Below are 23887 nucleotides of genomic sequence, written 5' to 3'. Positions count from 1 at the left end.
CCTCCGTAGGCCGGCGGGACAGGACACCATCAGGATAGATCGGCGACGCGGGGTCCGGTAGTTGAGGAGGCGTCCCGCTCACCGATCGATGTGCCGGGAGTCAGCGCGTCGTCGCCGAAACGCCGACGCACCTGATCCATGGCCCGTTCGGCCGCCGCCCGATCCGCGCCGCCCGCCGCCTCCTCCAGGGTCGGTTGGCGGTTCCCTGCCGGCACCAGGCCCTCGGCTCGCACGCCGACGAGCCGCACCGCGCGGCCGGACAGGTCCACCCCGGCCAGGAGGGCACGCGCGGCGCCGAAGATCTCCTGCGCCACGTCCGTGGGGGCAGTCAAGGTCCGCGAGCGTGTCAGGGTCTGCCAGTCCGCCGTCCGCACCTTGAGGCTGACGGTGCGGGCCAGCGTCGACCGCTCACGCAGCTGACGTGCCGTGCGGTCCGCCAGCTCCAGGACCCTCCGTTCGACCCAGCCGAGATCCGTGCTGTCGGCCTCGAAGGTCGTCTCTGCGCCGACACTGTGCTCGGGCCGACTCGGCACGACCGGGCGGGGGTCACGCCCCCACGCGAGGTCGTGCAGGTGCCTGCCCCCCGCGCTCCCGAGGATCCGCTGCAGGAGGGCGAGGTCGGTGGCCGCGACGTCGGCGACCGAGACGATGCCCCACCGGGCGAGCCGGTCGCGAGTCGCCTCCCCCACCCCACTGAGCGCCTCGACCGGCAGGGCGTGCAACATCTCGACGGTCGCCGCCCGGGGCACGACGAGCAGGCCGTCCGGCTTGGCCATCCCGGAGGCCAGCTTCGCCACGGCCTTGCTGGTCGCGACGCCGACCGAGCACGCCAGACCCAGCTCGCTGCGGATCCGGGCCCGGATCTGCGCCCCGATCTCGGCCGGCCGACCCAGCCGGCGCCGCGCACCGGACACGTCGAGGTAGGCCTCGTCGACGCTGACCTGCTCGAGGATCGGCGTCACCTCGGCGAGGACCGCCATGACCTGTCGCGATGCGGCGCTGTACGCAGCGCGCTGGGGCGGGATGACTACGGCGTGCGGGCACAGTCGCCGGGCTGCGGCCATCGGCATCGCCGAGTGCACGCCGAACGCGCGAGCCTCGTACGTGGCGGCCAGCACCACCGATCGCCCGTCCCCGCCGACGACCACAGGCAGTCCTCGCAGTTCAGGGCGCCGCAGGAGCTCCACCGAGGCGAAGAACGCGTCCATGTCCACGTGCAAGATGGAGCATCCGTCGTCGTCGTCCCCCCACCCGCGCCGGACTGACGCGGGCACCTGCCAGCGACTCACGACGCCCGCAGCTGCTGGTACTCGTCCGCCGCGAGCAGAGTGCGCACGGCCGCGGCGAAGTCGGCGGCCTCCGCAACGGCGCGGTCCGCACGCTCCTCGTCCACGTCGGCTCGCCCGGTCTCGACCGCGGCGCGCAGCGGTGCCGCGTCGGCGAACCGTGCCGTCCAGTCGGCGAGCTCCGGGGCGGCAGCAGCCGCGAGCTCCCACACCGGGCGAGGGCCACGGCGGCGCCCGGCGAGACGGTCTCGTGCCGCCACCACGGCAGCGCCGGCGCGCAGTGCTGCCAGGTGCCCGTGCACGAAACGCTCGTCAGGACTGCCGGCGAGGTCGGCGGCGATGAGCTCCGCGTCACTGCGCGCAAGGAGCTCGCGCACCCGGAGGGAGGGCTCGCCCAGGCGCCCGCCGGCAGGCACCGCCGCCGGGCGACCACCCGTGGTGCTCCGTCTCGTCACCGGACCAGTGTCGAACATCTGTTCGACCTTCGTCAAGCCTTCGTTGCCCTACCGTGGCACGGTGCCCTCCCGTCGCCATCGCGCCACCCGTGCTCTGCTGCCCGTCGAGGCCGTGCCGATCGCGACCGGCAGCGCGCAGCTCGTGGTCGACGCCGAGCGCCCCGAGCTGGTGACACTCCTGGTCAACGGCGTGCCCAGCTCCTGCCTGGACCTCGACGACCCCCGCTACCTGGAGTTCGAGTACCACCAGCAGATGGCCGCCGTGGTGGACCTGCTGCCACCCGGCCCGCTGCGTGCACTGCACCTGGGCGCGGGCGCCTGCACGTTCCCACGGTGGCTGGACTCGGTCCGGCCGGGATCCCACCAGCTTGCCGTGGACGTCGACGACGTGCTCGTCCGGCGCGTGCGCCAGTGGTTCGAGCTGCCCCGGTCCCCCGCGCTGCGCGTGCGCGCGGCCGACGCCCTGACGACGCTCTCGGGCATGGCGGAACGCTCGTGGGACCTGGTGGTGCGGGACGTCTTCGCGGGGGATGCGACTCCCCGTGAGCTGACCACCCGGTCCGCAGCGGAGCAGGTCCGCCGGGTCCTGCGCCCCGAGGGCCTCTACCTGGTCAACTGCGTCGACCGGCCACCGCTCCCGCTCGCCCGGGCCGAGGCCGCAACCTTGGCCGAGGCTGTCGGCCCTGTCATGGTGGTCGCCGAGCCCGCGGTGCTGCGCGGACGCCGGTACGGCAACGTGGTCCTCGCGGCCGGCGGCCCGGGCTTCGACCTGGGTCGGCTCGCCCGTGCGCTGCGGGTCCTGGCCGTGCCGGCCAGACTGCTCGACCCGGGCGAGTCGGCGGACTTCGCCCGGTCCGCGCGCCCCATCGAGTGACCGCAGCGCGGAGCGGCCCGCCCCGGACATGCGACGGGGCCGCACCCGGTGCGGCCCCGTCGAGTCAGGTCAGGTCGCTCAGAGCGGGCGCACCTTCTCCGCCTGCGGACCCTTGGGGCCCTGCGTGATCTCGAACTCGACCCGCTGGGCCTCCTCGAGCGTGCGGTAGCCCTGGGTCTCGATCGCCGAGTAGTGCACGAAGACGTCGGCGCCGCCGCCGTCCTGCGCGATGAAGCCGTAGCCCTTCTCAGCGTTGAACCACTTCACAGATCCCTGCGCCATGCTGTTCCTTCGTTCCTCGTCCAACCTGGGACGTCGTCACCGGGTCGGTCGCCCGGCATGTCATGCCGCAATGCTGTCCCACGTCCTGGTCCGCGAAGAACAGGCCATGACGGTCCCTCCCGACGGGTCGGGCAGGCGGTCATACGTGTGCCGTCACTGCAACGACCGATACTCTCCCACGTGCGGTGCCACCGGCGCCAGGGTTCTTGGCACCGTCGTGTCAACCGCGACGCGACCGGCTGAAGACCTCGGTCGCGCGGCCGTCCCGCCGCCGCGCCAGCACCTCCCGCACGGGCGGGACCACGACCCCGCGGGACGCCATGAGCCGGCGGGTGCGCCGCCGGGCGACGAGCAGGCCGGCGGCAGCGACGAGCCACAGCACTCCCTGGATCGCGAACGCGACGCGGAATGCACCCAGCGACAGCTCCGGGCCGGGATGCGTGTCGAGCGCGACCCCCGCGGCCAGGATCGCCACCACCGCGAACGCGAACCCCCCACCGTTGACCAGCCCGGTCGCGGTGCCGAGCCGGGCCGGATCGTTGAAAGACCGCGCGAAGTCGAACCCGACCAGCGACGACGGGCCCCCGACTCCGAGCACCGCGGCCAGCAGGACCAGCATCCACGTCGGGGCGGGACCCGCTTGCACGAGCACGGCGAGCCAGACGGCGGCCACGGTCGTGGCCGTGCCGAGCACGATCCAGGACCGCCGCAGCGGATGGCGAGCGGTGAGCTCGCCGATCACCGGACCGGACACCACGCTGGCAACCACCGCGACGGTCATCACCCCGCCGGCCGCCTCGGACGAGAGCCCCTCGGCCAGCAGGAACGGGTACCCCCAGGCCAGCAAGAAGAGGTTGAGCGGGAACTGGGACAACGCGTGGCTCCAGAAACCCAGCCACGTGCCGGGCTCCTTGGCCGCAGCGCGCACCGGAGCCAGCACACCACCGGAGCGCTCGGGCCGCTCGTGGCCGGAGGGCGAGTCACGCACGGCGAGGAAGGCCAGGGCCGCGGCGAGAAGGCCGATCGCCGCCAGCCCACCGAAGGCCGTCGTCCACCCGCGTGCGTGCAGCACCGCCACGAGCGGCAGGGCCGAAGCCACCTGCCCGGCCTGCCCCGTCACCCCGCTGAGCTGGGTCAGCAGGGGTACGCGTCGGGCCGGGAACCACATCGCGACGAGCCGGACCACCGCGATGAACGTCGCCGCGTCGCCCGCACCGATGAGGATGCGGGCGAGGTAGGCGCCGCCGATCGCGTGGGTCACGCTCAGGAGGCCCTGCCCGGCGGCCATGAGCACCGCCCCGCCGGCGATCATCGCCCGCGAGCCGAACCGGTCCAGCAGCATCCCCGACGGGATCTGCATCGTGGCGTAGACGGTCAGCTGCACCATGACGAAGGTCGACAGCACCGTCGCGCTCACACCGAAACGGTCGGCCGCCTCGATGCCCGAGACCCCGAACGAGGTGCGGTGCAGAACCGCCACGGCGTAGGCCACCAGCGCGGCCAGCCACACCGTCCAGGCACGCGCCGACCCGCGCCCGGCACCGGCGTGGGTCTCGGCCTCGCTCATCCGCGCAGGCTAGCCCAGCGCGCCGTCAGCCCTCGCCGCCATCCTCCTGCTGGGCAAGGAAGCGCTCGAACTCGGCGCCGAGCTCGTCCGCGGTCGGCAGGTCCTCGCCGAGCAGGCCAGGACCGTCGATCGCCCGGACGGCGTCGTCGTACTGCTTCTCCAGCGCGTGCACGACCGAGGCCACCTCGGGCGAACCCGCCATCTGGCGCTCGATCTCCGCCGCCGCCTCCCGCGCGGCGGACTCCAGGGCCCCGGACGCCAGGTCGAGCCCGGTGGTCTTCTCGAGCTGCCCGAGGGCGACCATCGCCGCCTGCGGGTAGGCCGACTGGGCCAGGTAGTGCGGAACGTGCACCGCGAAGCCCATCGCGTCGTGACCCCAGCGACCGAGACGGTGCTCGAGCAGGGCGCTCGCGCTCGCCGGGACGCGGACGGACCCGAACCACATCGGGTGCTCCTCGACCAGGTCGGACCGGGTCGCGTGAGCGGTGAAGCCCAGCGGCCGGGTGTGCGGCACCCCCATCGGGATCCCGTGCACGCCCACCACGAGCCGGACGCCGAACCGCTCGACGATCCTGCGGACCGCGGCGACCCAGGACTCCCACCGGATGTCCGGCTCGACGCCGTGCAGCAGCAGGAACGGGGCTCCCTCACGGTCGTGCATGAGATCGATCGCGAGCTCCGGCTCGTCGTACTCGTTCCAGGTGGAGCGGTCGAAGGTCATCATGGGGCGCCGGGACCGGTAGTCCACGAGCTCGTCGACGTCGAAGGTGACCAGGCGCTGCGGGGTGAACTGCTCGGTCAGGTGCTCGGCGGCCACCTGTCCGGCGGCGCCGGCATCCACGAAGCCGCGCACCAGGTGCACCAGGACCGGAGCGTCGCCGACCTGCTCGGCGACCTCTTCGTTCACGGTGTACAGGGTGTCCGGGTCACGCATCTGGGGGGCCTCCTGTCGTCTTCCTCTTGTCGGTGCAACGCATCGGTCCGCGGCACCATTCCCCCGGCGACGGTCAGCGCCCGCCGTCCCAGCCGAGCACCACCAAGGCCGTGTCGTCGACCAGGTTCCCGCCGTGCCGCACCGAGACGGCCTCCATGACACGGTCCACGATGGTGGCCCCGCCCGCCCCGCCTCGGTGACGCGCCTGCTCCGAACGCACCTGGTCGGCGATGAGCTCGGCCAGGCCGTCCTCGCCGAGCCGATGGTCGGTGCCGTCCACGGTGGTCTCGAGCATGCCGTCCGTGAACAGCGCGACCCGCCAGCGATCGGGCAGCTCGACACGCCGCGCCTGCCAGCCGCCCAGGGCGGGGATGCCCAGTGCCCTGCCCCGCCGGTCGGACGGCAGCGGCACGGTCGGCCGGCCGATGAGGAACGGCGCCGGATGGCCGCACAGGTACAGGTCGAGCCACGTCCGGTCCGGGCCGACGACGACCATGACGAGGGTGGCGAAGATCTCCGGCCGGCCGCGCTCGGCTGCCAGGATCTGCTCGGTGACGTCGAGCACCCGAGGTGGCGACAGATCGGCGAGCGTCGCGGTGCGCCACGCCGTGCGCAACGTCGCCCCGAGGGCCGCCTCGTCCGGCCCGTGCCCCGCGACGTCCCCCACGACCGCGGCGATCGAGCCGTCCGCGCGCTCGACGACGTCGTAGAAGTCGCCACCGAGCAGCCCGTCGCGCCCCGCACGGTAGCCCACGAGCACCTCGACCGAGCCGTCGCCGACCAGTGGCGACGGCAGCAGCGCGCGTTCCAGGCGGGAGGCCTCGTAGTCACGCACCTGGGCCCGGTACATCTCACGCTCCTGAACTTCGGCCTGGCGCCGCTGGACGGCGTAGCGGAGCACCCGGTAGAGCGTCGCGCCACCCATCTCACCCTTGACCAGGAGGTCCTGGGCGCCGGCGGCGATCACCCGCAGGCCCAGTCCCGGCTCGGGCTGCGCGGTCCACACCACGACGGCGCGCGTACCGGGCTGGCGGAGGAACCACCGCAACGTCGACAGGCTCTCGGCCTCGGAGGCCGGTAGGTCGAGCAGGACGCAGTCCACGTCGAGCGCACCCACGGCCTCGTCGGCCGTGCGCGCGCGGCGCAGCTCCACCGGCGCGTCCGCGAGGAGCAGCCCCAGCTGCTCGGCGTCCGCGTCGTCCTCGCCGACCACGAGCACGGTGATCGTCGACGTCGTGATCTCGGTCACGTCCTCACCCCGGCGATGATCCTATGTGCTCGACCCTAGGTGCTCGACGGTGGCCCCGCCGGGGCCGAGGGCGCGCGCGACGTGGACACCGGCGCGCGCGAGCGGCAGCAGGACGGATAATGGACGGCCGATTCTCAGCCGGAGGGTGCTCAGTGGGACGCAGCAGCGAGGTGGACGTCGAGCAGACCGCCGTGGACGTCCGCTACCGCAGGCTGGACGCACTGCGCGAGCAGACCGCGGCACGGCTTGCGGAGGTCCGCCGCAGCGGCCCGTCCGGCTCGCCGCAGAACCGCTCGGAGCGAGACGCCTTCGCGACTCTGTACGAGGACCGGCTCGCCCAGCTCGAGGGCGTCGAGCAGCGACTGACCTTCGGCCGGCTCGATCTCGAGGACGGCTCGACCCGCTACATCGGCAGGATCGGCCTCACGGACGACCAGCACTCCCCGCTGCTGACCGACTGGCGCGCCCCGGCGGCGCAGGCGTTCTACCGCGCGACGGCCGCGCGCCCGGACGACGTCGTGCGGCGCCGCCACCTGGTCACGCGTGGGCGCACGGTCACGGGCGTGGAGGACGAGGTCCTCGACCTGAGCAGGGTCGACGAGAGCGACCTGCCGACGCTGTCCGGCGAAGGCGCCCTCCTCGCCTCGCTGTCCGCGGGGCGCACCGGTCGGATGGGCGACATCGTGGCGACCATCCAGGCCGAGCAGGACGCGATCATCCGTGCTCCCATGACCGGCGCGCTCGTCGTCCAGGGCGGGCCGGGTACCGGCAAGACGGCCGTGGCGCTGCACCGCGCGGCCTACCTGCTCTACGCGCACCGCACGACCCTGGAACGCTCGGGGGTTCTCCTGCTGGGGCCGAGTCGGACCTTCCTGCGCTACATCGACCAGGTGCTCCCCTCGCTCGGCGAGACCGGGGTCGTCACGGCGACCATCGCCGACCTCGTGCCGGGCGTGGTCGCCAACGGCGGTGAACCGGAGGAGGTCGCGCGGCTCAAGGGTGACGCGCGCATGGCCCGGGCGATCGAGTCGGCGGTGCAGGCTCGGCAGCGGGTCCCCGCCGAACCCGTCGAGGTGCACCTCGACGGTCGGCGGCTGCAGGTCCGGCCCGCCGACGTGCGACAGGCGATCGCCCACGCGCGGCGGACCGGCAAGCCGCACAACCTGGCCCGCGTGGGCTTCGTCCGCGAGATGCTCGGCAGGCTTGCGGAGCAGTACACAGCCGTCTTGGACCAGCCCCTGCCCCCCGACGAACGGGCAGAGGTGATCGAGGACCTGCGCACCACACGCGAGGTGCGCATCGCGCTGAACCTCGCCTGGATGCCGCTCACCCCGCACAAGCTCGTCGAGGACCTGTGGGCCAAGCCCTGGCGGCTCGCCCAAGCGGCGCCCTGGCTGGACGAGCAGGAGCGTGCCGCGCTGCGGCGCGAGCCGGGCGCGCCCTGGACACCGGCCGACGTCCCCCTCCTCGACGAGGCCGCCGAGCTCTTGGGCGAGGACGACCAGGCCGCCCGCGCCCAGGCCGCGTCGGAGTCCCGCCGCCGCGCTCAGGAGCTGCAGTACGCGCGCGACGTGCTGAACGGGTCGGGCGCGGGTGGCGGCCTGGTGTCGGCCGAGCTGCTTGCCGAGCGCTTCGCCGAGTCCGGCCCGCGGTTGTCCACGGCGGAGCGCGCCGCGTCGGACCGCGCGTGGACATACGGCCACGTCGTGGTGGACGAGGCGCAGGAGCTCTCCGCGATGGCGTGGCGGACCGTGCTGCGCCGCGTGCCGACCCGGTCGCTGACGATCGTCGGGGACGTCGCCCAGACCGCTGCCGCGGCCGGCGCGCGCAGCTGGTCCGCCGCCCTCGACCCCGTGCTGCGCGGCACCTGGCGGCTCGCCGAGCTGACGGTCAACTACCGGACCCCCGCCGAGGTCGCGGACGCTGCGGCCTCGGTCGCGCGCGCGGCCGCGCTGCCGCTCGGGGAGCTGACGTCGGCGCGTCGCGTGCCGGGTTCGTTGCGGATCCGCACCGGCGAGCTCCTGGCCACCGCCGCGACGGCCACGCGTGCGGCCGTCGCGGCCCTGCCGCAGGACGGCAGTGGGCGGGTGGCCGTGGTGGCGCCGGAACCGCGAGTCCCGGCACTGCTCGCCGCGCTCGGGGCCACCGAGCTCGCGGACCACCTGCCGGGTCGGGGCCGAAACGACCTCGACGCACGCCTCGTGGTGCTGCCACCGCGGTCGACCAAGGGGCTGGAGTACGACGCGGTCGTGCTGGTCGAGCCGACTGCGATGGCCCCTGCCGACCTCTACGTCGCGATGACCCGACCGACGCGGTCGCTCGACGTGGTCACCGAGGGCGAGCTGCCCGACGGCCTGACGCGTACCGGTGCGGGCGACGAGGCTCGGTCGGACGGTCAGGGCTGACAGGCGACCTGACCCACCAGGGCGAGCCCTGCGCGGTCGCCCGGACCGAGGTCGACGCGACGCGACGTCGTCGGGTACATCAGCTCGTCCGGGTCGTCCACGTGGTCGAGCCCGACCACGTGCGACAGCTCGTGCAGCACGACGGCCTCGGCGGCGTCGGCCCGCCCCGCGTGGATCATCCTGCCGAGGTCGCCGGCATCCAGCGCGAGGCGCCCGGCCGCCAGCCAGGTCCCCCGACCGTCGGCACCCGGGACAGCGGCCGAGCCGCCGATCCCCGCCACGTCGCCCGCGAGCTGGGGCAGCTCCCGGGGAGTGGACCAGGCGATGAGCACCGGGGCCCAGTCCTGCCCGTACCGGGACTGCAGGAGCGGACGGTCGACGGTCGGCGCCTCGTCGGTCGTCCCCGCGTCGACGAACTCCAGACCGGTCGCGGCCGAGATCTCCGCGACCGCGCGGGTCACCAGCTCCTCGCCGCCGGGCGGGGCGCCCTGCGGCCGGACGACGTAGCGCACGGGGCGGCACGGGTCGTACCCGACCGGGCCCGCGTCGACGGTGTGGAGGAAGGCGTAGCTGCCCGTGGTCGTCACCGGGACGGCCGGGAGCAGCCGACCGTGCGCAGGGGCCGGGCGCGGTACCGCGTAGGCCTTTCCGTCCACCTGCACCACGACCTGCGGCCGGAACAGCGCCGCCAGGTCGCCGGGCCGCCTCAGGTCCAGCCCCCGGGCGTGCGCCACGGCCACCAGTGCGACGGCACAGACCAGCGCCACGACCAGGAGGCCGGGCAGCGACGATCGCCGACGACGCGCCGCGTGCGCCATCTGTCGTTGCACCCGGCGTGACCTCAGCTCGTCCCCCACGCCCACGACACCAGCATGTCAGCGTCGGTACGCTGCGCCGAGAGCCGGTCGGGCGACCTACCGGCCGTCCGCCAGACGGGCGCCGTTTGGCACATGGGACGACCGGGTCCACGATGAGTCCGTGCTGAACGCCCTCCTGCTCGAGAACCTCCACCCGCTCGCCACCAGCCTGCTGACGTCCGACGGTGTCGACGTCACGGCGCGGACCGGCGCCATGGACACCGAGGAGCTCGGCAGCTCGCTCGCGGGGGTGCAGCTGCTCGGGATCCGCTCCAAGACGCACGTGACGCGTGAGGTGCTCGAGCAGGCCCACGACCTGGTGGCCATCGGTGCGTTCTGCATCGGCACCAACCAGATCGACCTGCACGCGGCCGCCGAGCGCGGCATCGCGGTGTTCAACGCCCCGTTCTCCAACACGCGATCGGTGGTCGAGCTCGCGGTCTCGGAGATCATCGCGCTGACCCGCCGCCTGACCGAGCGCGACAAGTCCCTGCATGCCGGCGTGTGGGACAAGTCAGCCGAAGGCGCGCACGAGGTGCGCGGCCGCACCCTGGGGATCGTCGGGTACGGCAACATCGGCACCCAGCTGTCCGTGCTGGCGGAGTCGATCGGGATGTCCGTGGTGTTCTACGACACCGCGGAGAAGCTGGCCCTGGGCAACGCGCGACGGATGGGCTCGCTGGACGAGCTCCTCGAGGTGGCGGACGTGGTCACGCTCCACGTGGACGGCCGGCCGGGCAACGCGGGGCTGTTCGGCCGGGCACAGCTGGAGAAGATGCGGCCCGGCGCCCTGTTCCTCAACCTCTCCCGCGGCTTCGTGGTCGACCCGACCGCCCTACGTGAGGCGATCGAGTCCGGGCACGTCGGCGGTGCGGCCATCGACGTGTTCCCCGAGGAGCCCAAGCGCCGCGGCGACCCGTTCACCTCGGACCTGCGTGGCCTCCCGAACGTCATCCTGACGCCGCACATCGGCGGGTCGACCGAGGAGGCGCAGGAGGCGATCGGGCAGTTCGTGGCCAACAAGCTGCGCGACTACATCCGGCACGGCTCGACCATGCTGAGCGTCAACCTCCCCAACCTCGCGCTGGACGCGCGCACGGGGGCGCACCGCCTCACCCACCTGCACCGCAACACCCCGGGTGTGCTGGCAGGCATCAACCGGGTGTTCGCCGACCACGACGTCAACATCGACGGCCAGCTGCTGGCGACCCAGGGGGACTACGGCTACGTCGTCACGGACGTCGCGGCGGGCCTGGCGCCCGATGCCGTCACCGTCCTGGAGAACATGGACCAGACGATCCGGCTACGCGTGCTGTCCTAGTTACGCCGTCGTAACCTACGCACCCGTAGGTTACTCTGGAGCCGTGACAGACGACCCCCGCCCCTGGCTCGCGTCGTACGCGCCCGGCGTGCCCGCGGACGTGACCGTGGACCAGCCGGTGACCCGCATGCTCGACGAGGCCGTGCGCGACTTCCCAGCACGGATCGCGACGGACTTCCTGGGCGCCGTCACGACGTACGACGCCCTCGCCAGGCGAGTCGCACGTGCGGCGGGCGCGCTCGCGGCGATGGGTGTGCGGCGCGGGGATCGCGTCGCGCTCGTGCTCCCCAACAGCGCCACGCACGTCGTGCTCTTCCACGCGGCCTTGCGGCTGGGAGCCATCGTCGTGGAGCACAACCCCACGTACTCGGCGACCGAGCTGGCCCATCAGCTCGCCGACTCCGGCGCGACGCTCGCGCTCGTGTGGGAGAAGGCTGTGGCGCGTGTCGTGCAGGTGCGCGATCAGACCGCGCTGCGCCACGTGATCGCGGTCAACCTGGCCGCCGACCTGCCGGCCGTCAAGCGCGCGGCGCTGCACCTGCCGGTTCGTCAGGCACGCCAGACCCGCGCCTCCATGCGCGATCGGGTGCCCGCCGGGGTGCCCCGGTGGGACCGGATCGTCCGTCACGCCACCGCCCTGCCCTCCGAGCACCCGCACCCCGAGCTGGACGACACGGCCCTGCTGCAGTACACGGGCGGGACCACCGGGACCCCGAAGGGCGCCGTCCTCACGCACCGCAACCTCGCGGCGAACGCCGCGCAGGGACAGGCATGGACCGGGCACGAGCGCGGCTCGCAGACGATCCTCGGGGCGCTGCCGTTCTTCCACGCCTTCGGCATGACCCTGTGCCTGAGCTATGCGGCGCGCACCGCTGCGACGCTGGTCGTCGTACCACGCTTCGACACCGAGCTGGTGCTCGACGCCCAGCGGCGTCGTCCGCTCACCTTCGTTCCTGGCGTCCCACCGATGTTCGAGCGCCTCGCGGCTGCCGCCGCCGACGCCCGGGTCGACCTCGGGTCGATCCGGTACGGCATCTCGGGGGCCATGTCTTTGCCGGCCCAGACGGCGCAGACGTGGGAGCGCGCCACGGGCGGCCTGCTCATCGAGGGCTACGGGATGACCGAGACCTCTCCGGTGGCCCTCGGCAGCCCGCTGTCCCCGGACCGCAGGCCCGGCACCCTGGGGGTGCCGTTCCCCTCGACGTACGCCAGGGTCGTCGACCCGGACGACCCGACCCGTCCCGTGCCGCCCGGCGAGAGAGGCGAGCTCCTGGTCTCCGGACCGCAGGTGTTCCCGGGCTACTGGAACCGGCCGGAGGAGTCTGCTGCGGTGCTCGTGGAGATCGACGGGCGGACCTGGTTGCGCACGGGCGATGTGGTGGTTCGTGAGGACGGGGGCTTCCTCCGGCTCGTGGACCGCATCAAGGACGTCATCATCACGGGCGGCTACAACGTGTACCCCTCCCAGGTCGAGGACCATCTGCGCACCATGCCGGAGATCGCCGACGTGGCCGTGGTCGGACTGCCGGGTGGCGATCTGGGCGAGCGCGTCGTGGCAGCGATCGTGCTCGCGGAGGGCACCTCTCGTGTCGAGCTGGCCGCCGTCCGCGCCTGGAGCGACCGCGCCCTGGCCCGTTACGCGCACCCGCGCGACCTCGTGGTGCTGCCCGACCTCCCCCGGTCCCAGATCGGCAAGGTCCTGCGCCGCGTCGTCCGTGAGCAGCTGATCGACCGGGGCTGACCGGGCCGGGTCGCGCAGAGGCAGCCACCGGACGGGCGGTCCTCTCGCCCCGTCAGTCCGCGGTCACCTCGGGCCGCTCGAGCCGATCGGCGCGCAGCGTGGCGATCGCCGCCTCGAAGTCGTCGAGGGAGTCGAACGCCTGGTAGACGCTCGCGAACCGGAGGTAGGCCACCACGTCGAGCTCGCGCAGCGGCCCGAGGATGGCGAGGCCGATCTCGTGTGCGTCGAGCTCGGCGCTGCCCGTGCCACGAAGCGTCTCCTCGACACCCTGGGCGAGCAACGCCAGGTCGTCCTCGCTCACGGGCCGGCCCTGGCACGCCTTGCGGACGCCGTTGATGATCTTCTCCCGGCTGAACGGCTCCGTGGCGCCGGATCGTTTCACCACCGCGAGGCTCGCGGTCTCGATGGTGGTGAACCGCCGCTGACACTGGGGGCACTGACGACGGCGACGGATCGACGCACCGTCGTCCGAGGTACGCGAGTCCACGACCCTCGAGTCGCTGTGCCGACAGAACGGACAGTGCACCGGCGCTCCCCTCCCAGGACACCCCGCGGGTACCCCGGGGTCACCGTACGGCCGGGCACTCGGCTGGGCAAGGATCCCCAACTCGCTCAGCCACCGCCAGGTGCACGTGAGACGACGGGGCCGTGCTCAGGCGCGTCGACCTCAGTCCTGGGGCACCAGGATCTGTTGGCCGGCGCGGACCTGGGAGCTGGCCAGCCCGTTCAACGAGATCAGCTCCGCCACGACGTCGCGGACGTCCTGGCCGGGCGCCGCAACCCCGGCAGCGATGCCCCACAGGGTCTGCCCGGGGGAGATCGTCACGACAGCCACCGGGACCGCCTCCGCGCCACCGCCGGCGGCGGCCCCGTCCGGCCGCATCGTCCACAGACCGACGACCAGCAGTGCCAGGACGGCAAGGACGACCCGGCCACGCCTCGTCAGCCGGAGCTGCGCCCCACTCGGCCGGCTGCGGCCGCCCAGCATGGCCCGTCCGATCGGTGCGGCAGCCCGCTGAGCCGGCCCGGCGCCGATGGGCGCCTCCCACGTCATGGCGGTCATCTCGCTCGCTCCTCGTCGATCTCGAACACACGTTCGTCATACATCTGTACGATGTCTAGCACGGCGATCCGACGCTTGTCGAGACACGCTCGAACAGATGTTTGATCCGGGTGCTGCGCCGCCCTACGCTGAGTGGCACGAGGACAGACCATCACCGACCACCGACACGACCGGGGCGGCCCGGAGACCTGGAGGAGACCGTGGCATCGAGCACCACGCCGCCGACGGAGCCCGAGGGCGACCTCGCGAGCGTGCACACCCTGCCCGACGGGCCGGCCGACGGTGACGGGCTCACGCCGCGCCAGCGCCTGGTCCTGGAGACCATCCGGTCCAGCGTCGAGCAGCGGGGGTACCCGCCGAGCATGCGGGAGATCGGCGACGCCGTCGGGCTGACCAGCCCGTCATCGGTCAAGCACCAGCTCCAGGCGCTCGAGCGCAAGGGCTACCTCCGCCGGGATCCGCACCGCCCGCGGGCCATCGAGATCGTCCAGCCGGACGACTCGCGGTCCATCGGTCAGCTCTCCGCCCCGGTCGCCGAGGACGCCACCGAGCGCCCGACGCCCTCGTACGTCCCAGTGGTCGGCCGTATCGCTGCCGGCGGGCCCATCCTCGCCGACCAGCTCGTCGAGGACGTCTTCCCCCTCCCGCGTCAGCTCGTCGGAGACGGTGACCTCTTCCTGCTCAGGGTCGTCGGCGACTCCATGATCGACGCCGCCATCTGCGACGGCGACTGGGTCGTGGTGCGTCGTCAGCCTGTGGCCGAGAACGGCGAGATCGTCGCGGCGATGCTGGACGGCGAGGCGACGGTCAAGACGCTCAAGCGCGCGGACGGCCACGTCTGGCTGCTCCCACAGAACCCTGCGTACTCCCCCATCGACGGCGACGACGCCGTGGTGCTCGGACGCGTCGTGAGCGTGCTGCGCAGCCTGTGAGCCACCTCGTCGGGTGGCGCGGCTCGAGCTCCTGCGTCGCTAGAGCCCGAAGCGCTCCGCGACCGCGTGCAGGGAGCGCGCTGAGTCCTGGAGTCCCGCAAGCTCCTGGTCCGACATCGGCACCTCGAGCCGCGCCTCGACACCGCGACGCCCGACGACGGACGGAACGGACAAGCACACGTCCCCGATCCCGTAGTAGTCCTGGAGCATGGAGGACACCGGCAGCACGCGCTTCTCGTCCTTGAGCACCGCTTCGATGATCCGGGTCGCCGCCTGGGCGACCGCGTAGTTGGTCGCCCCCTTGCCTTCGATGATCTTGTAGGCGGACCCCACCACGTCCTCGGCGATGCGCCTCCTGGTCGCCTCGTCGAACGGACCGTTGCCCGTCTTGGTGCCGCGCCACTCGAGCAGCGGGACGGAGCCCACCGAGGCCGAGCTCCACAACGGGATCTCGGAGTCGCCGTGCTCGCCGGCGATGTAGGCGTGCACGTTCTGCACCGCCACGTTGCAGTGGTGCGCGATCAGCCAGCGCAGCCGGCTGGAGTCCAGCACGGTTCCGGATCCGAACAGCTGACCGTCCGGCAGCCCGGAGGCCCGGATGGCCGCGTGCGTGACGATGTCCACGGGGTTCGTCACCATGATGTAGACGGCGTCCGGTGCAACCTCGACGAGCTTCGGCATGAGGCTGTTGACCAGGCCGATCGTCGCCTCGGCCAGGTCGAGGCGGGTCTGACCGGGCTTCTGCTTCGCACCAGCGGTGACGACCACGACGTCGGCGTCCGCGCACACGGCCAGGTCGTCGGAACCGATCACCTGCGCCATCGGCATGAACTGGATGCCGTGGCCGAGGTCGAGGACCTCAGCCTCGACCTTGGCGGCGTTGATGTCGTAGAGCGCGACGGTGCGCGCCACACCCCGCATCAGGGCCGCGTACGCGACGGTCGCACCCACGCTCCCGGCGCCGACGACGGCCAGCTTGGTGGTCCGCCGGTCGACGCCCGGCCTGGTCTCCTCGCTCACGCGACACCCCTCCCCGTCAGGTGCCCGACAGCCTAGGGGGCGACCTCCGGAGGCCGCGCGGCGAGCCGGCTCAGAGCGGCACGCGCCACGCCGCCGTCCGTGGTGCGCCAGAACGGCGGCAGCGAGCGGGCCAGGAACTCGCCGTATCGCGCGGTGACGAGGCGGGGGTCGAGGACTGCGACGACGCCGCGGTCGGCATCGGTCCGCAGCAGGCGACCGGCCCCCTGGGCGAGCATCAACGCCGCGTGCGTGGCGGAGACGGCCATGAACCCGTTGCCGCCCGCTGCCTCCACGGCTTCCGTGCGCGCGGCTCTGACCGGGTCGTCCGGCCTCGGGAACGGGATGCGATCGATGAGCACCAGGCGACACGCACGGCCGGGCACGTCCACGCCCTGCCACAGCGACAGCGTGCCGAACAAGCAGGTGGACTCATCCTCCGCGAAGCGCGCCACGAGCGTGGGCAGCTGGTCGTCGCCCTGGCACAGCACCGGGACGTCCAGGCGCTCACGCATCGCCACGGCGGCCGTCTCGGCCGCCCGGCGCGAGGAGAACAGCCCGAGGGTGGCCCCACCGGCCGCCTCGACGAGCGCGGTGATCTCGTCGAGCTGGGCCTCGGTGGCCGGCTCCCGACCCGGCGGCGGCAGGTGGCGCGCGACGTACAGGATGCCCGCGCGCCCGTGGTCGAACGGGCTCCCGACGTCGAGGCCCCGCCAGGGCTGCCCGGTGGGTGACGCTCCGCCGTCCGGTCCGTCCTCCGCGGCCCCGGGCGGCCCGGCCCCTCGCGAGTCGCACCCCGGCTCGCGCACCTCGTCCCGAGCGGACAGCCCGACGGCGATCGCCAGTGGTGTGAAGCTGCCACCGAGGGTCAGCGTGGCGGACGTGAGCACGGCGCTGCGCCCGGCCAGCAGACCACCGCGCACCAGGCCCGCGACGTCGAGGGGCGCGGCGAGCACCCGCGGGCCGCCGGAACCCCGCTGGCCGGGCCGCTCGTCGCGGCTGCACCACATGACGTCGGGGCTGGGTTCGGCAAGCATCCGCTCGGCGACCTCGTGCAGCACCGTCACGGTCGACGTGGCCATGGTCAGGCCACCGTCCGGTACCTGACCGGACGCCGGCCGCAGGGCGGTGAGCGTCGCGCGCGCAGCGTCCCGCACCGTCGCGATCGCCGTACCGAGACCGGCAGGCAGCCCGCCTGCGAACCGCCCCTCGGGTACGGCGCCCAGCTCGACGGCCAACGCCTGCCCGGCGCCCTCCAGTGCCTCCACGTCCGCTCCGCCGAACCGTCGCGCCAGACCGGCCGCGTGCAGCACCACGGCCGGCGACATCTCCGCCGTGGCCTGCGTGGTGATCCGGTCCGCGAGCTCGTGCGCCTCGTCGACCACGAGGACGTCGTGCTCGGGCAGCACCCCGGCAGAGCCGGCTGCCGCGATCCCGAGCATGGCGTGGTTGGTGACCACCACGTCTGCCTCGTGAGCCCGACGCCGGGCGGCCTCCGGGAAGCACTCGTCGATCAGCGGGCAGCGTTGCCCGAGGCACTCCATCGCCGTGAGGGAGACCTGCCGCCAGGCGCGGTCGCTCACGCCCGGGACGAGGTCGTCCCGGTCCCCCGTCGTGGTCTCCTGCGCCCACTCCCGCGCGGCCACCACCTGGCGGCCAAGCTCGGACGCCTGGGCCTGCGGGTGGTCCGCGGCCCCGGGGACGTCACCGAGGTCGAACAGCGCGGCGGGCTCGTCCGCCGGGTAGCCGCCCTCGAGCTTGTGCCGGCACACGTAGTTGTGCCAGCCCTTGAGCAGGGCGATCTGCGGCGCCCGGGGCAGATGAGGGGCGACCGCGGCCGCGACCAGGGGGAGGTCGCGCGTGATGACCTGCCTCTGCAGCGCCAGGGTTGCGGTCGAGACCACGACCCGCTCGTCCGCGAGGACGGCGTGCCGCACCGCCGGCACCAGGTACGCCAACGACTTCCCGGTCCCCGTACCGGCCTGGACCAGCAGGTGCTCGCCGGCCTCGAACGCAGCCGCGACCGCGGTCGCCATCCTGCGCTGCCCCTCGCGCCGCACCCCACCCAGGGCGTGCACCGCCTCGTCGAGCAGCTCGGCCGGATCCACCCCGGCAGCCTAGGTGCTCAGGCGCCGCGACTCGGGGCGCGGTCCGCCGCGCTGTGCAGAGCGGCGGCGAGGTCCGGCGCGACGCGTCCGCGGACCAGGGTGCCGTCGGCGGTGTGCTCGACACTGACCTCGCCCTCGTCGTGCGCACGGCTGACCAGGTCGCCCCGTGTGTACGGCACCACGACGGCCACGTCCACCTGCGGCCGGGGCAGGGCCTCGGCGATGCGCTCGCGGAGCTCGGTCAGCCCCGCACCCGTACGGGCCGAGACGACCACGGCACCCGGCTCACGCCGCACCATGCGCGCGAGCGCGTCCGGATCGGCAGCGTCGGACTTGTTGAGCACCACGATCTCGTGCACGTGCTCGATGCCCTCGATCTCGCCGAGCACGCCGCGCACGGCGGCGATCTGGCCCTCGGGGTCCGGGTGAGAGGCGTCGACCACGTGGAGCAGCACGTCCGCCTCGCCGACCTCCTCGAGCGTGGACCGGAATGCCTCGACCAGCTGGGTCGGCAGCGACCGGACGAAGCCCACGGTGTCGCTGAGGGTGTACGTCCGCCCGTCGGGGGTCTGGGTACGCCGCACGGTCGGGTCCAGGGTCGCGAACAGCGCGTTCTCGACCAGGACGCCGGCGCCGGTCAGCCGGTTCAGCAGGCTCGACTTGCCGGCGTTGGTGTAGCCGGCGATGGCCACGGCGGGAACGTGGTGGCGCTGCCGGCCGGACCGTCGGGTCGCGCGCGCCGGGCCCATCTGGGCGATCTCGCGCCGCAACCTGGCCATCCGGGTCCGGATCCGGCGGCGGTCCAGCTCGATCTTCGTCTCGCCGGGACCACGGGACCCGATGCCCGCACCACCGGCGACCCGACCACCGGCCTGCCGCGACATCGAGTCACCCCAGCCGCGCAGCCGCGGGAGCAGGTACTCCAGCTGGGCCAGCTCGACCTGTGCCTTGCCCTCCCTGGACTTGGCGTGCTGGGCGAAGATGTCCAGGATCAGCGCGGTCCGGTCGACCACCTTCACCTTCACGACGTCCTCGAGCGCACGACGCTGGGACGGCGTGAGGTCCCCGTCCACGATCACGGTGTCCGCACCGGTGTCCGCCACGAGGTCCGCCAGCTCGGCGGCCTTGCCCGAACCCAGGTAGGTGCCGGCGTCCGGGTGGGCACGGCGCTGCAGCAGGCCGTCGAGCACCTCCGAGCCGGCCGTCTCGGCGAGCGCCGCGAGCTCGCGCAGCGAGACCTCAGCCTCGGCAGGGTCGCCGCCCGTCTGCAGGCCGACGAGCACGACGCGCTCCAGGCGCAGCTGCCGGTACTCGACCTCGGTGACGTCCGCGAGCTCCGTCGACAGCCCCGCGACCCGTCGCAGCGCTGCACGCTCGGCGCGGTCGAGCTGCTCACCGTCGGCGTCCGTCAGGGTCTCGTCGACGGTGTTCCGCCCGGCCCTGGCCAGCACCCGCGCCACGACGTCGTCGGCGAGGTCCGCGGGGTCGCGGGGAGCCCGCGACGCACCGTGCTCGGAGGAAGTGGGAGTCATGCGCACCTTTCGTCGTGGTCAAGCCTGGCACCTCGATGCCGGCGCAGCGAGTGATTTCACCACGGGCGCAGCGGCGACCGCTGGCGCCCTGGCCGCCCATCGTCGATCCGGCCGGTCGGAGCGGCCCGGTGGCTCGGTCAGCCCGCACCGAGCGACCCCCTCGGTAGGGTGCGCGGGTGGTCGAGCACTACTTCACCGCCGAACCCGCGTCGGCCGACGAGCGCAGCACGCTGACCGTCGAGCTCGCCGGTCGCCCCGTCGTCGTGCACACCGCTCCCGGCGTCTTCTCCGCGGGACGGCTGGACCTCGGCACCCGCGTGCTGCTGCGCGGTGTGCCGACGCCGCCGGCCACCGGGCACCTGCTCGACCTCGGGTGCGGGTGGGGCCCGATCGCGCTCACCCTGGCGTTGGACTCTCCCGGGGCCACCGTCTGGGCGGTGGACGTCAACCGACGTGCGCTCGACCTGCTCCGACGCACGGCCGACGGCCTGGGCCTGGCGAACCTGCACGTGGTCGAGCCGGACGACGTCCCGGACGATGTGTCGTTCGCCGCGATCTGGTCCAACCCGCCGATCCGGGTCGGCAAGGAGGCGCTGCACGCGATGCTGACGCGCTGGCTCGACCGCCTGGACGCCGACGGTGAGGCGTGGCTGGTGGTGCAGCGCACCCTGGGGTCGGACTCGCTCGCGGACTGGCTGCGGGGGCAGGGCTTCGCGACCTCGAAGGCAGCCAGCGCCAAGGGGTACCGGGTGCTCCGCGTCGAACCCCGGAGGTGAGCGCTCAGCGCAGAGCCTCCAGGTCCACGACGGCGTCCGCGACCAGGACTGCGGGGCCCGCGAGCTCGACGCGGTCCCCGGACACCGTGACGCGCACCACGCCGCCCGGCACCTCCACCTGCCAGACGTCGGGCGCACCTGCGCCGGCCCAGGTCCGCACCGCGAGCGCCGCCGCGCACGCCCCGGTCCCGCAGGACCGCGTCTCCCCGACACCACGTTCGTGCACCCGCATGCGCACCGCCCCCACGACGCCGTCGTCCGTGCGGCGCTCCCCCAGGGGGACCACGAGCTCCACGTTGGTGCCGGCGGGCGGGACGGGGAGCACCCGCGGTGCGGTGGTCAGGTCGGCTGCGTCCAGCTCGTCCACCCCTGGCAGCGCGAGAACGGTGTGCGGGTTGCCCACGTCCACACTCAGCCCGGGCCGCGGCACGGCCAGGCCCGGCACGGTGACCTCGGCATCCGCGCCGTCCGCGACGGCCCGGTCCGCCCGGGGCAACGACCACACGCCCATGTCCACGGCGTACCAGGTGGCCGCGGCCGGCGGTCCGGTGACCCTGCGGACCCTGCGCACCCCGGCACGCGTGCCCAGGATGAGCTCACCCGTGCCGTCCCACACGCCCAGCCGTTCCGCGAACGCCGCGAGCACGCGCACCCCGTTGCCACACATCTCCGCAACGGAGCCGTCCGCGTTGCGGTAGTCCATGAACCAGGTCGCGGCCGGGTCCTCGGCGAGCGCCGCGGCGCCGGCCTCCAGGCGGCCGCTGCCCACGAGCCGCAGCACGCCGTCGGCACCGATCCCGGCCCGCCGGTCGGTGAGCGCTCGAACCAGGTCCGCGTCGAGGTCCATCACGCCGTCGCGGTCGTCGAGCAGCACGAAGTCGTTCTGCGTGCCGTGACCCTTGGTCACGGCGAGCGGAGCGGTCATGACCCGAGCGTACGGCGCCCGGCGCGCGGCTCGGGCAGCCGTCCCGCGTCAGCGGCCGCCACGAGCTCCAGTGCTCGGGCCACGAGGTCCGGGTCCGTCGCGTCGAGCCAGTGCACGCGCGGGTCGCGACCGAACCAGCTCATCTGGCGGCGCGCGAGACGCCTGGTCGCGACGACGGTGGACTCCCTGGCCCCCCGTTCGTCGACCTCACCGCGCAGGAGGGCGAGGACCTGCGCGTAACCCACGGCGCGCCCTGCCGTGCGCCCCATCCGGCCGGCCAGCGCCCGCACCTCGTCGACCAGACCGGCCGACCACATCCGTTCGACGCGGGCCTCGATCCGCGCGTCGAGCACCCCGCGGCGGCAGTCCAGGCCGATCTGGAGCGCGGGCACGAGGTACTCCGGCTCGGGCAGCGCAGGGCGTGGCGGGTGCCCGGTGAGCTCGAGGACCTCCAGTGCACGAACCAGCCGCCTGGCGTTGGTCGCCCCGATCGCCGCCGCCGCGCCCGGGTCGCGCCGGGTGAGCTCGTCGTGCAGGACCCCCGGCCCCTCCTCGCGTGCGCGTGCCTCGAGCCGGGCGCGCACCTCGGGGTCGGTGGGCGCCAGCTCCATGAGGTCCAGCAGCGCCCGCACGTACAGCCCCGACCCTCCGACGACCACCGCCCGGCGGCCTCGCGCCTCGATCCGCTGAGCGTCGACCCGCGCGTGCCGCTGGTAGGCCGCGACGGACGCCTCCTCGCCGACGTCCAGCACGTCGAGCTGGTGGTGCGCGATCCCGCGGCGCTCCGCGGGCCCGAGCTTCGCGGTCCCGACGTCCATGCCCCGGTACAGCTGCATCGCGTCGGCGTTGATCACCTCGCCGCGCAGGGCACGGGCGAGGTCCAGGCCGAGGTCCGACTTGCCCGTGGCCGTGGGACCCACGACGGCGACCCTCACGCCGCCTCCCAGGTCGCGACGACGTACGTGGCGCCCAGGGGCAGCGTCGCGGCGACCGCGGTGCACCGCAGCGGCGCACCGAGCGCGGCGAGGGCCGCGACCGGCTCGACGGCGCTCATGCCGAGCTCGGCGGCGAGCGACCGGTCCGGGGCCTGCGACGGGTCCAGGGAGCGTACCCACCGGACCAGGGCGTCGTCGGCGGACTCTGCCCGCGCGTCCTCGGGTAGTGGCGCATCCGGTCCGCGGCGGACGCTGCCGCCCCCCACCAGCAGCGCCCCCACCCGTTCGGGGCCCCCCAGCTCTGCGGCGACCGCCCCGGGGTCGACGGCGCCGAGGGCCCGCACGGACCCCGCCCACCCGGCCTCGAGCGCCAGCCACAGGCCGACCGCGGCGGGCACGTCGTCGACATCCCCGGCCGTGTGGGGCCGCACGTCGGGAACGCCCGCTGCGGTGAACACGGGCCGCAGCCGGCCCTCAGCACGCAGCGTCCCCGGGACGACGACCACGAGGGCGTCCGGCGCCGCCGCGAGCACGCAGGCCGTGGCCGCCAGGGCGGCCGAGCGCTCGGCGGCCAGCGGGTCGGCGCGCCCTGCCACCCCCGGCACGAGCAGGGCCGTGGGCGGGAGCAGGGCTGCGGCGACGAGCACGGGTAGACGGTAGCCCGCACGGACGACCACCACCGCGCGCGGCGCTACCCTGGTCGACGATGGGCTGGTTCACGAAGGCGCGGCGGGAGCCGCCGCCGGACGCGACGGCGACCCCGCCGCTCAGTGCTGAGCGCATCCGCGCCTGGATGGACGGGCGGGGCTACGCGTGGTTCGTGGACCGGGACGGAGACACCGGGGGCCTGTGGCGCGGGCGGCTCTACTACCTCTTCGCGCTCGGCGAGGACCAGGAGATCCTGCAGATCCGCGGGCAGTGGAACCGTTCCTTCAGCATCGAGCGGCTCACCGAGGTGCTCGAGATCTGCAACACATGGAACGCTGAGAAGGTCTGGCCCAAGGCGTATCTGCGGGTCCGCGACGACGGCTCCGTGCACGCGATCTGCGAGGTCGCCACGGAGCTGGGCGCCGGGGTGACCGACGAGCAGCTCGGTCAGCTCATCGAGTGTGGCCTCGCGTCCTCCGGCGCGTTCTTCGACGAGCTCGACCTGCGCTACCCCGACCCTGCGGGGCAGGCGTCATGAGCGCCGCGCCGCCGGCCCGGCCCGAGCGACCGACCCCGGTCACGCGCGAGCGGATCGCCGCCTACCTGCAGGCTGAGGGCTACCACACCCGGGCCGACGAGGACGGGGACGTCACGGGCGTGTGGAACGGGCACCGGTTCTGGTTCATCCTGCTCGGCGAGCGGGACGAGGTGCTCCAGGTGCGAGGGCGGGCCGAGCACGTGCTGCCGGTGGAGCGGCGCTCCGCGGCGCTCCTGGCAGTCAACGACTGGAACCGGGACCGGATCTGGCCCAAGGCCTACCTGCGCGAGGAGGACGACGGGCTGGCCCTGTACGGGGAGATGTCGGTCGACCTCGAGCACGGTGTCACCGATGCCCAGCTGGCGCTGCTGCTGGACTGCGGCCTGGCGACCAGCATCCAGCTGTTCCGTGCCACGGCCCCGGCACAGCCGGGCTGAGTCCT

23 protein-coding genes are annotated in these 23887 nt (G+C 73.7%); 8 read left to right on the top strand and 15 right to left on the bottom strand.

The window, feature by feature from the left end; genetic code table 11:
- Window positions 1-29: 29 nt before the first annotated feature.
- Both dinB and Q6348_RS09420 read right to left on the bottom strand, forming a co-directional pair.
- On the bottom strand, window positions 30-1274 hold the full coding sequence (dinB, locus tag Q6348_RS09425; RefSeq protein ID WP_491535403.1) for a DNA polymerase IV: 1245 nt from the start codon (window positions 1272-1274) through the stop codon (window positions 30-32).
- Window positions 1275-1285: 11 nt separating this feature from the next.
- Window positions 1286-1741, bottom strand: coding sequence for an SAV_6107 family HEPN domain-containing protein (locus tag Q6348_RS09420; RefSeq protein WP_304601039.1), 456 nt, complete (start codon window positions 1739-1741; stop codon window positions 1286-1288).
- Between the two features lie 61 nt (window positions 1742-1802).
- Here Q6348_RS09420 and Q6348_RS09415 point away from each other — a divergent pair, with 61 nt between their 5' ends.
- A complete protein-coding gene (locus Q6348_RS09415; RefSeq protein ID WP_304601038.1) occupies window positions 1803-2615 on the top strand; it encodes a spermidine synthase in 813 nt (270 codons plus the stop codon).
- 78 nt (window positions 2616-2693) lie between these two features.
- Here Q6348_RS09415 and Q6348_RS09410 read toward each other — a convergent pair whose 3' ends face one another.
- The 4 genes from Q6348_RS09410 to Q6348_RS09395 form a co-directional block, all read right to left on the bottom strand.
- Window positions 2694-2897, bottom strand: coding sequence for a cold-shock protein (locus Q6348_RS09410; protein ID WP_304601037.1), 204 nt, complete (start codon window positions 2895-2897; stop codon window positions 2694-2696).
- Between the two features lie 220 nt (window positions 2898-3117).
- Window positions 3118-4464: an MFS transporter gene (locus Q6348_RS09405; protein ID WP_304601036.1), complete on the bottom strand. Its 1347-nt coding sequence runs from the start codon at window positions 4462-4464 to the stop codon at window positions 3118-3120.
- A 25-nt stretch (window positions 4465-4489) separates the two neighbouring features.
- The gene (locus Q6348_RS09400; RefSeq protein ID WP_304601035.1) at window positions 4490-5398 is read right to left on the bottom strand and encodes a PAC2 family protein; all 909 of its coding nucleotides are present in this window, start codon (window positions 5396-5398) and stop codon (window positions 4490-4492) included.
- Between the two features lie 73 nt (window positions 5399-5471).
- The gene (locus Q6348_RS09395) at window positions 5472-6647 is read right to left on the bottom strand and encodes a PP2C family protein-serine/threonine phosphatase (RefSeq protein ID WP_304601034.1); all 1176 of its coding nucleotides are present in this window, start codon (window positions 6645-6647) and stop codon (window positions 5472-5474) included.
- A gap of 119 nt (window positions 6648-6766) precedes the next feature.
- Here Q6348_RS09395 and Q6348_RS09390 point away from each other — a divergent pair, with 119 nt between their 5' ends.
- Window positions 6767-9052: a HelD family protein gene (locus Q6348_RS09390; RefSeq protein ID WP_434061993.1), complete on the top strand. Its 2286-nt coding sequence runs from the start codon at window positions 6767-6769 to the stop codon at window positions 9050-9052.
- Here the strand turns inward: Q6348_RS09390 and Q6348_RS09385 are convergent.
- Window positions 9043-9915, bottom strand: coding sequence for a matrixin family metalloprotease (locus Q6348_RS09385; RefSeq protein WP_304601032.1), 873 nt, complete (start codon window positions 9913-9915; stop codon window positions 9043-9045). The two genes, Q6348_RS09390 and Q6348_RS09385, sit on opposite strands and share 10 nt — an antisense overlap.
- 115 nt (window positions 9916-10030) lie before the next feature.
- On the opposite strand from Q6348_RS09385, the gene serA reads away from it, so the two are divergent.
- Both serA and Q6348_RS09375 read left to right on the top strand, forming a co-directional pair.
- On the top strand, window positions 10031-11230 hold the full coding sequence (serA, locus tag Q6348_RS09380) for a phosphoglycerate dehydrogenase (protein WP_304601031.1): 1200 nt from the start codon (window positions 10031-10033) through the stop codon (window positions 11228-11230).
- A gap of 127 nt (window positions 11231-11357) precedes the next feature.
- On the top strand, window positions 11358-12971 hold the full coding sequence (locus Q6348_RS09375; RefSeq protein ID WP_304601951.1) for an AMP-binding protein: 1614 nt from the start codon (window positions 11358-11360) through the stop codon (window positions 12969-12971).
- 52 nt (window positions 12972-13023) lie between these two features.
- On the opposite strand, the gene nrdR is transcribed toward Q6348_RS09375, so the two are convergent.
- Together nrdR and Q6348_RS09365 are read right to left on the bottom strand one after the other, a co-directional pair.
- On the bottom strand, window positions 13024-13497 hold the full coding sequence (gene nrdR, locus Q6348_RS09370) for a transcriptional regulator NrdR (protein ID WP_304601030.1): 474 nt from the start codon (window positions 13495-13497) through the stop codon (window positions 13024-13026).
- Window positions 13498-13638: 141 nt separating this feature from the next.
- Window positions 13639-14034 carry a LysM peptidoglycan-binding domain-containing protein gene (locus Q6348_RS09365; RefSeq protein WP_304601029.1) on the bottom strand — a complete coding sequence of 132 codons (396 nt, stop codon included), beginning with the start codon at window positions 14032-14034 and terminating at the stop codon, window positions 13639-13641.
- 200 nt (window positions 14035-14234) lie between these two features.
- Between Q6348_RS09365 and lexA the strand changes: the two genes are divergently transcribed.
- Window positions 14235-14966, top strand: a complete 732-nt coding sequence (gene lexA, locus Q6348_RS09360) for a transcriptional repressor LexA (protein ID WP_304601028.1) — start codon at window positions 14235-14237, stop codon at window positions 14964-14966.
- A 39-nt stretch (window positions 14967-15005) separates the two neighbouring features.
- Here lexA and Q6348_RS09355 read toward each other — a convergent pair whose 3' ends face one another.
- The 3 genes from Q6348_RS09355 to hflX are packed head-to-tail and all read right to left on the bottom strand — an operon-like array spanning window position 15006 to window position 19623.
- Window positions 15006-15986 (bottom strand): L-lactate dehydrogenase, encoded by a 981-nt coding sequence (locus Q6348_RS09355; RefSeq protein ID WP_304601027.1) that lies wholly within the window; start codon window positions 15984-15986, stop codon window positions 15006-15008.
- Window positions 15987-16018: 32 nt separating this feature from the next.
- Window positions 16019-18091 carry an ATP-dependent DNA helicase gene (locus Q6348_RS09350; protein WP_304601026.1) on the bottom strand — a complete coding sequence of 691 codons (2073 nt, stop codon included), beginning with the start codon at window positions 18089-18091 and terminating at the stop codon, window positions 16019-16021.
- A 17-nt stretch (window positions 18092-18108) separates the two neighbouring features.
- Window positions 18109-19623 (bottom strand): GTPase HflX, encoded by a 1515-nt coding sequence (gene hflX / locus Q6348_RS09345; protein ID WP_304601025.1) that lies wholly within the window; start codon window positions 19621-19623, stop codon window positions 18109-18111.
- 176 nt (window positions 19624-19799) lie between these two features.
- Here hflX and Q6348_RS09340 point away from each other — a divergent pair, with 176 nt between their 5' ends.
- A complete protein-coding gene (locus Q6348_RS09340) occupies window positions 19800-20399 on the top strand; it encodes a class I SAM-dependent methyltransferase (protein WP_304601024.1) in 600 nt (199 codons plus the stop codon).
- 4 nt (window positions 20400-20403) lie between these two features.
- Here Q6348_RS09340 and dapF read toward each other — a convergent pair whose 3' ends face one another.
- Genes dapF through Q6348_RS09325 form a run of 3 tightly spaced genes read right to left on the bottom strand, consistent with a single transcriptional unit; the run spans window position 20404 to window position 22906 of the window.
- Window positions 20404-21324: a diaminopimelate epimerase gene (dapF, locus tag Q6348_RS09335; RefSeq protein ID WP_304601023.1), complete on the bottom strand. Its 921-nt coding sequence runs from the start codon at window positions 21322-21324 to the stop codon at window positions 20404-20406.
- Entirely contained in the window at window positions 21321-22259 is a 939-nt protein-coding gene (gene miaA, locus Q6348_RS09330) for a tRNA (adenosine(37)-N6)-dimethylallyltransferase MiaA (protein ID WP_304601022.1), read from the bottom strand. Before miaA ends, dapF begins: the two co-directional genes overlap by 4 nt.
- Window positions 22256-22906 carry a hypothetical protein gene (locus tag Q6348_RS09325; RefSeq protein WP_304601021.1) on the bottom strand — a complete coding sequence of 217 codons (651 nt, stop codon included), beginning with the start codon at window positions 22904-22906 and terminating at the stop codon, window positions 22256-22258. The genes miaA and Q6348_RS09325 overlap by 4 nt, the downstream gene beginning before the upstream one ends.
- A 59-nt stretch (window positions 22907-22965) precedes the next feature.
- Between Q6348_RS09325 and Q6348_RS09320 the strand changes: the two genes are divergently transcribed.
- Both Q6348_RS09320 and Q6348_RS09315 read left to right on the top strand, forming a co-directional pair.
- Window positions 22966-23445 carry a type III secretion system chaperone family protein gene (locus tag Q6348_RS09320; protein WP_304601020.1) on the top strand — a complete coding sequence of 160 codons (480 nt, stop codon included), beginning with the start codon at window positions 22966-22968 and terminating at the stop codon, window positions 23443-23445.
- Window positions 23442-23882, top strand: a complete 441-nt coding sequence (locus tag Q6348_RS09315) for a type III secretion system chaperone family protein (protein WP_304601019.1) — start codon at window positions 23442-23444, stop codon at window positions 23880-23882. Before Q6348_RS09320 ends, Q6348_RS09315 begins: the two co-directional genes overlap by 4 nt.
- Window positions 23883-23887 lie beyond the last annotated feature (5 nt).

It is taken from the genome of Actinotalea lenta (assembly GCF_030586465.1).
GTDB lineage: Bacteria > Actinomycetota > Actinomycetes > Actinomycetales > Cellulomonadaceae > Actinotalea > Actinotalea lenta.
Note: the sequence above shows the minus strand (reverse complement) of the source record. Positions and strands in the feature narration are given on the sequence as shown.

Coding starts and splice junctions, on each gene's coding strand:
- Q6348_RS09410 (WP_304601037.1), bottom strand. CDS start 2,897: ATGGCGCAGGGATCTGTGAAGTGGTTCAACGCTGAGAAGGGCTACGGC.
- Q6348_RS09405 (WP_304601036.1), bottom strand. CDS start 4,464: ATGAGCGAGGCCGAGACCCACGCCGGTGCCGGGCGCGGGTCGGCGCGT.
- Q6348_RS09400 (WP_304601035.1), bottom strand. CDS start 5,398: ATGCGTGACCCGGACACCCTGTACACCGTGAACGAAGAGGTCGCCGAG.
- Q6348_RS09390 (WP_434061993.1), top strand. CDS start 6,767: ATGGACGGCCGATTCTCAGCCGGAGGGTGCTCAGTGGGACGCAGCAGC.
- Q6348_RS09375 (WP_304601951.1), top strand. CDS start 11,358: ATGCTCGACGAGGCCGTGCGCGACTTCCCAGCACGGATCGCGACGGAC.
- Q6348_RS09365 (WP_304601029.1), bottom strand. CDS start 14,034: ATGACCGCCATGACGTGGGAGGCGCCCATCGGCGCCGGGCCGGCTCAG.
- hflX (WP_304601025.1), bottom strand. CDS start 19,623: ATGACTCCCACTTCCTCCGAGCACGGTGCGTCGCGGGCTCCCCGCGAC.
- dapF (WP_304601023.1), bottom strand. CDS start 21,324: ATGACCGCTCCGCTCGCCGTGACCAAGGGTCACGGCACGCAGAACGAC.
- Q6348_RS09320 (WP_304601020.1), top strand. CDS start 22,966: ATGGGCTGGTTCACGAAGGCGCGGCGGGAGCCGCCGCCGGACGCGACG.
- Q6348_RS09315 (WP_304601019.1), top strand. CDS start 23,442: ATGAGCGCCGCGCCGCCGGCCCGGCCCGAGCGACCGACCCCGGTCACG.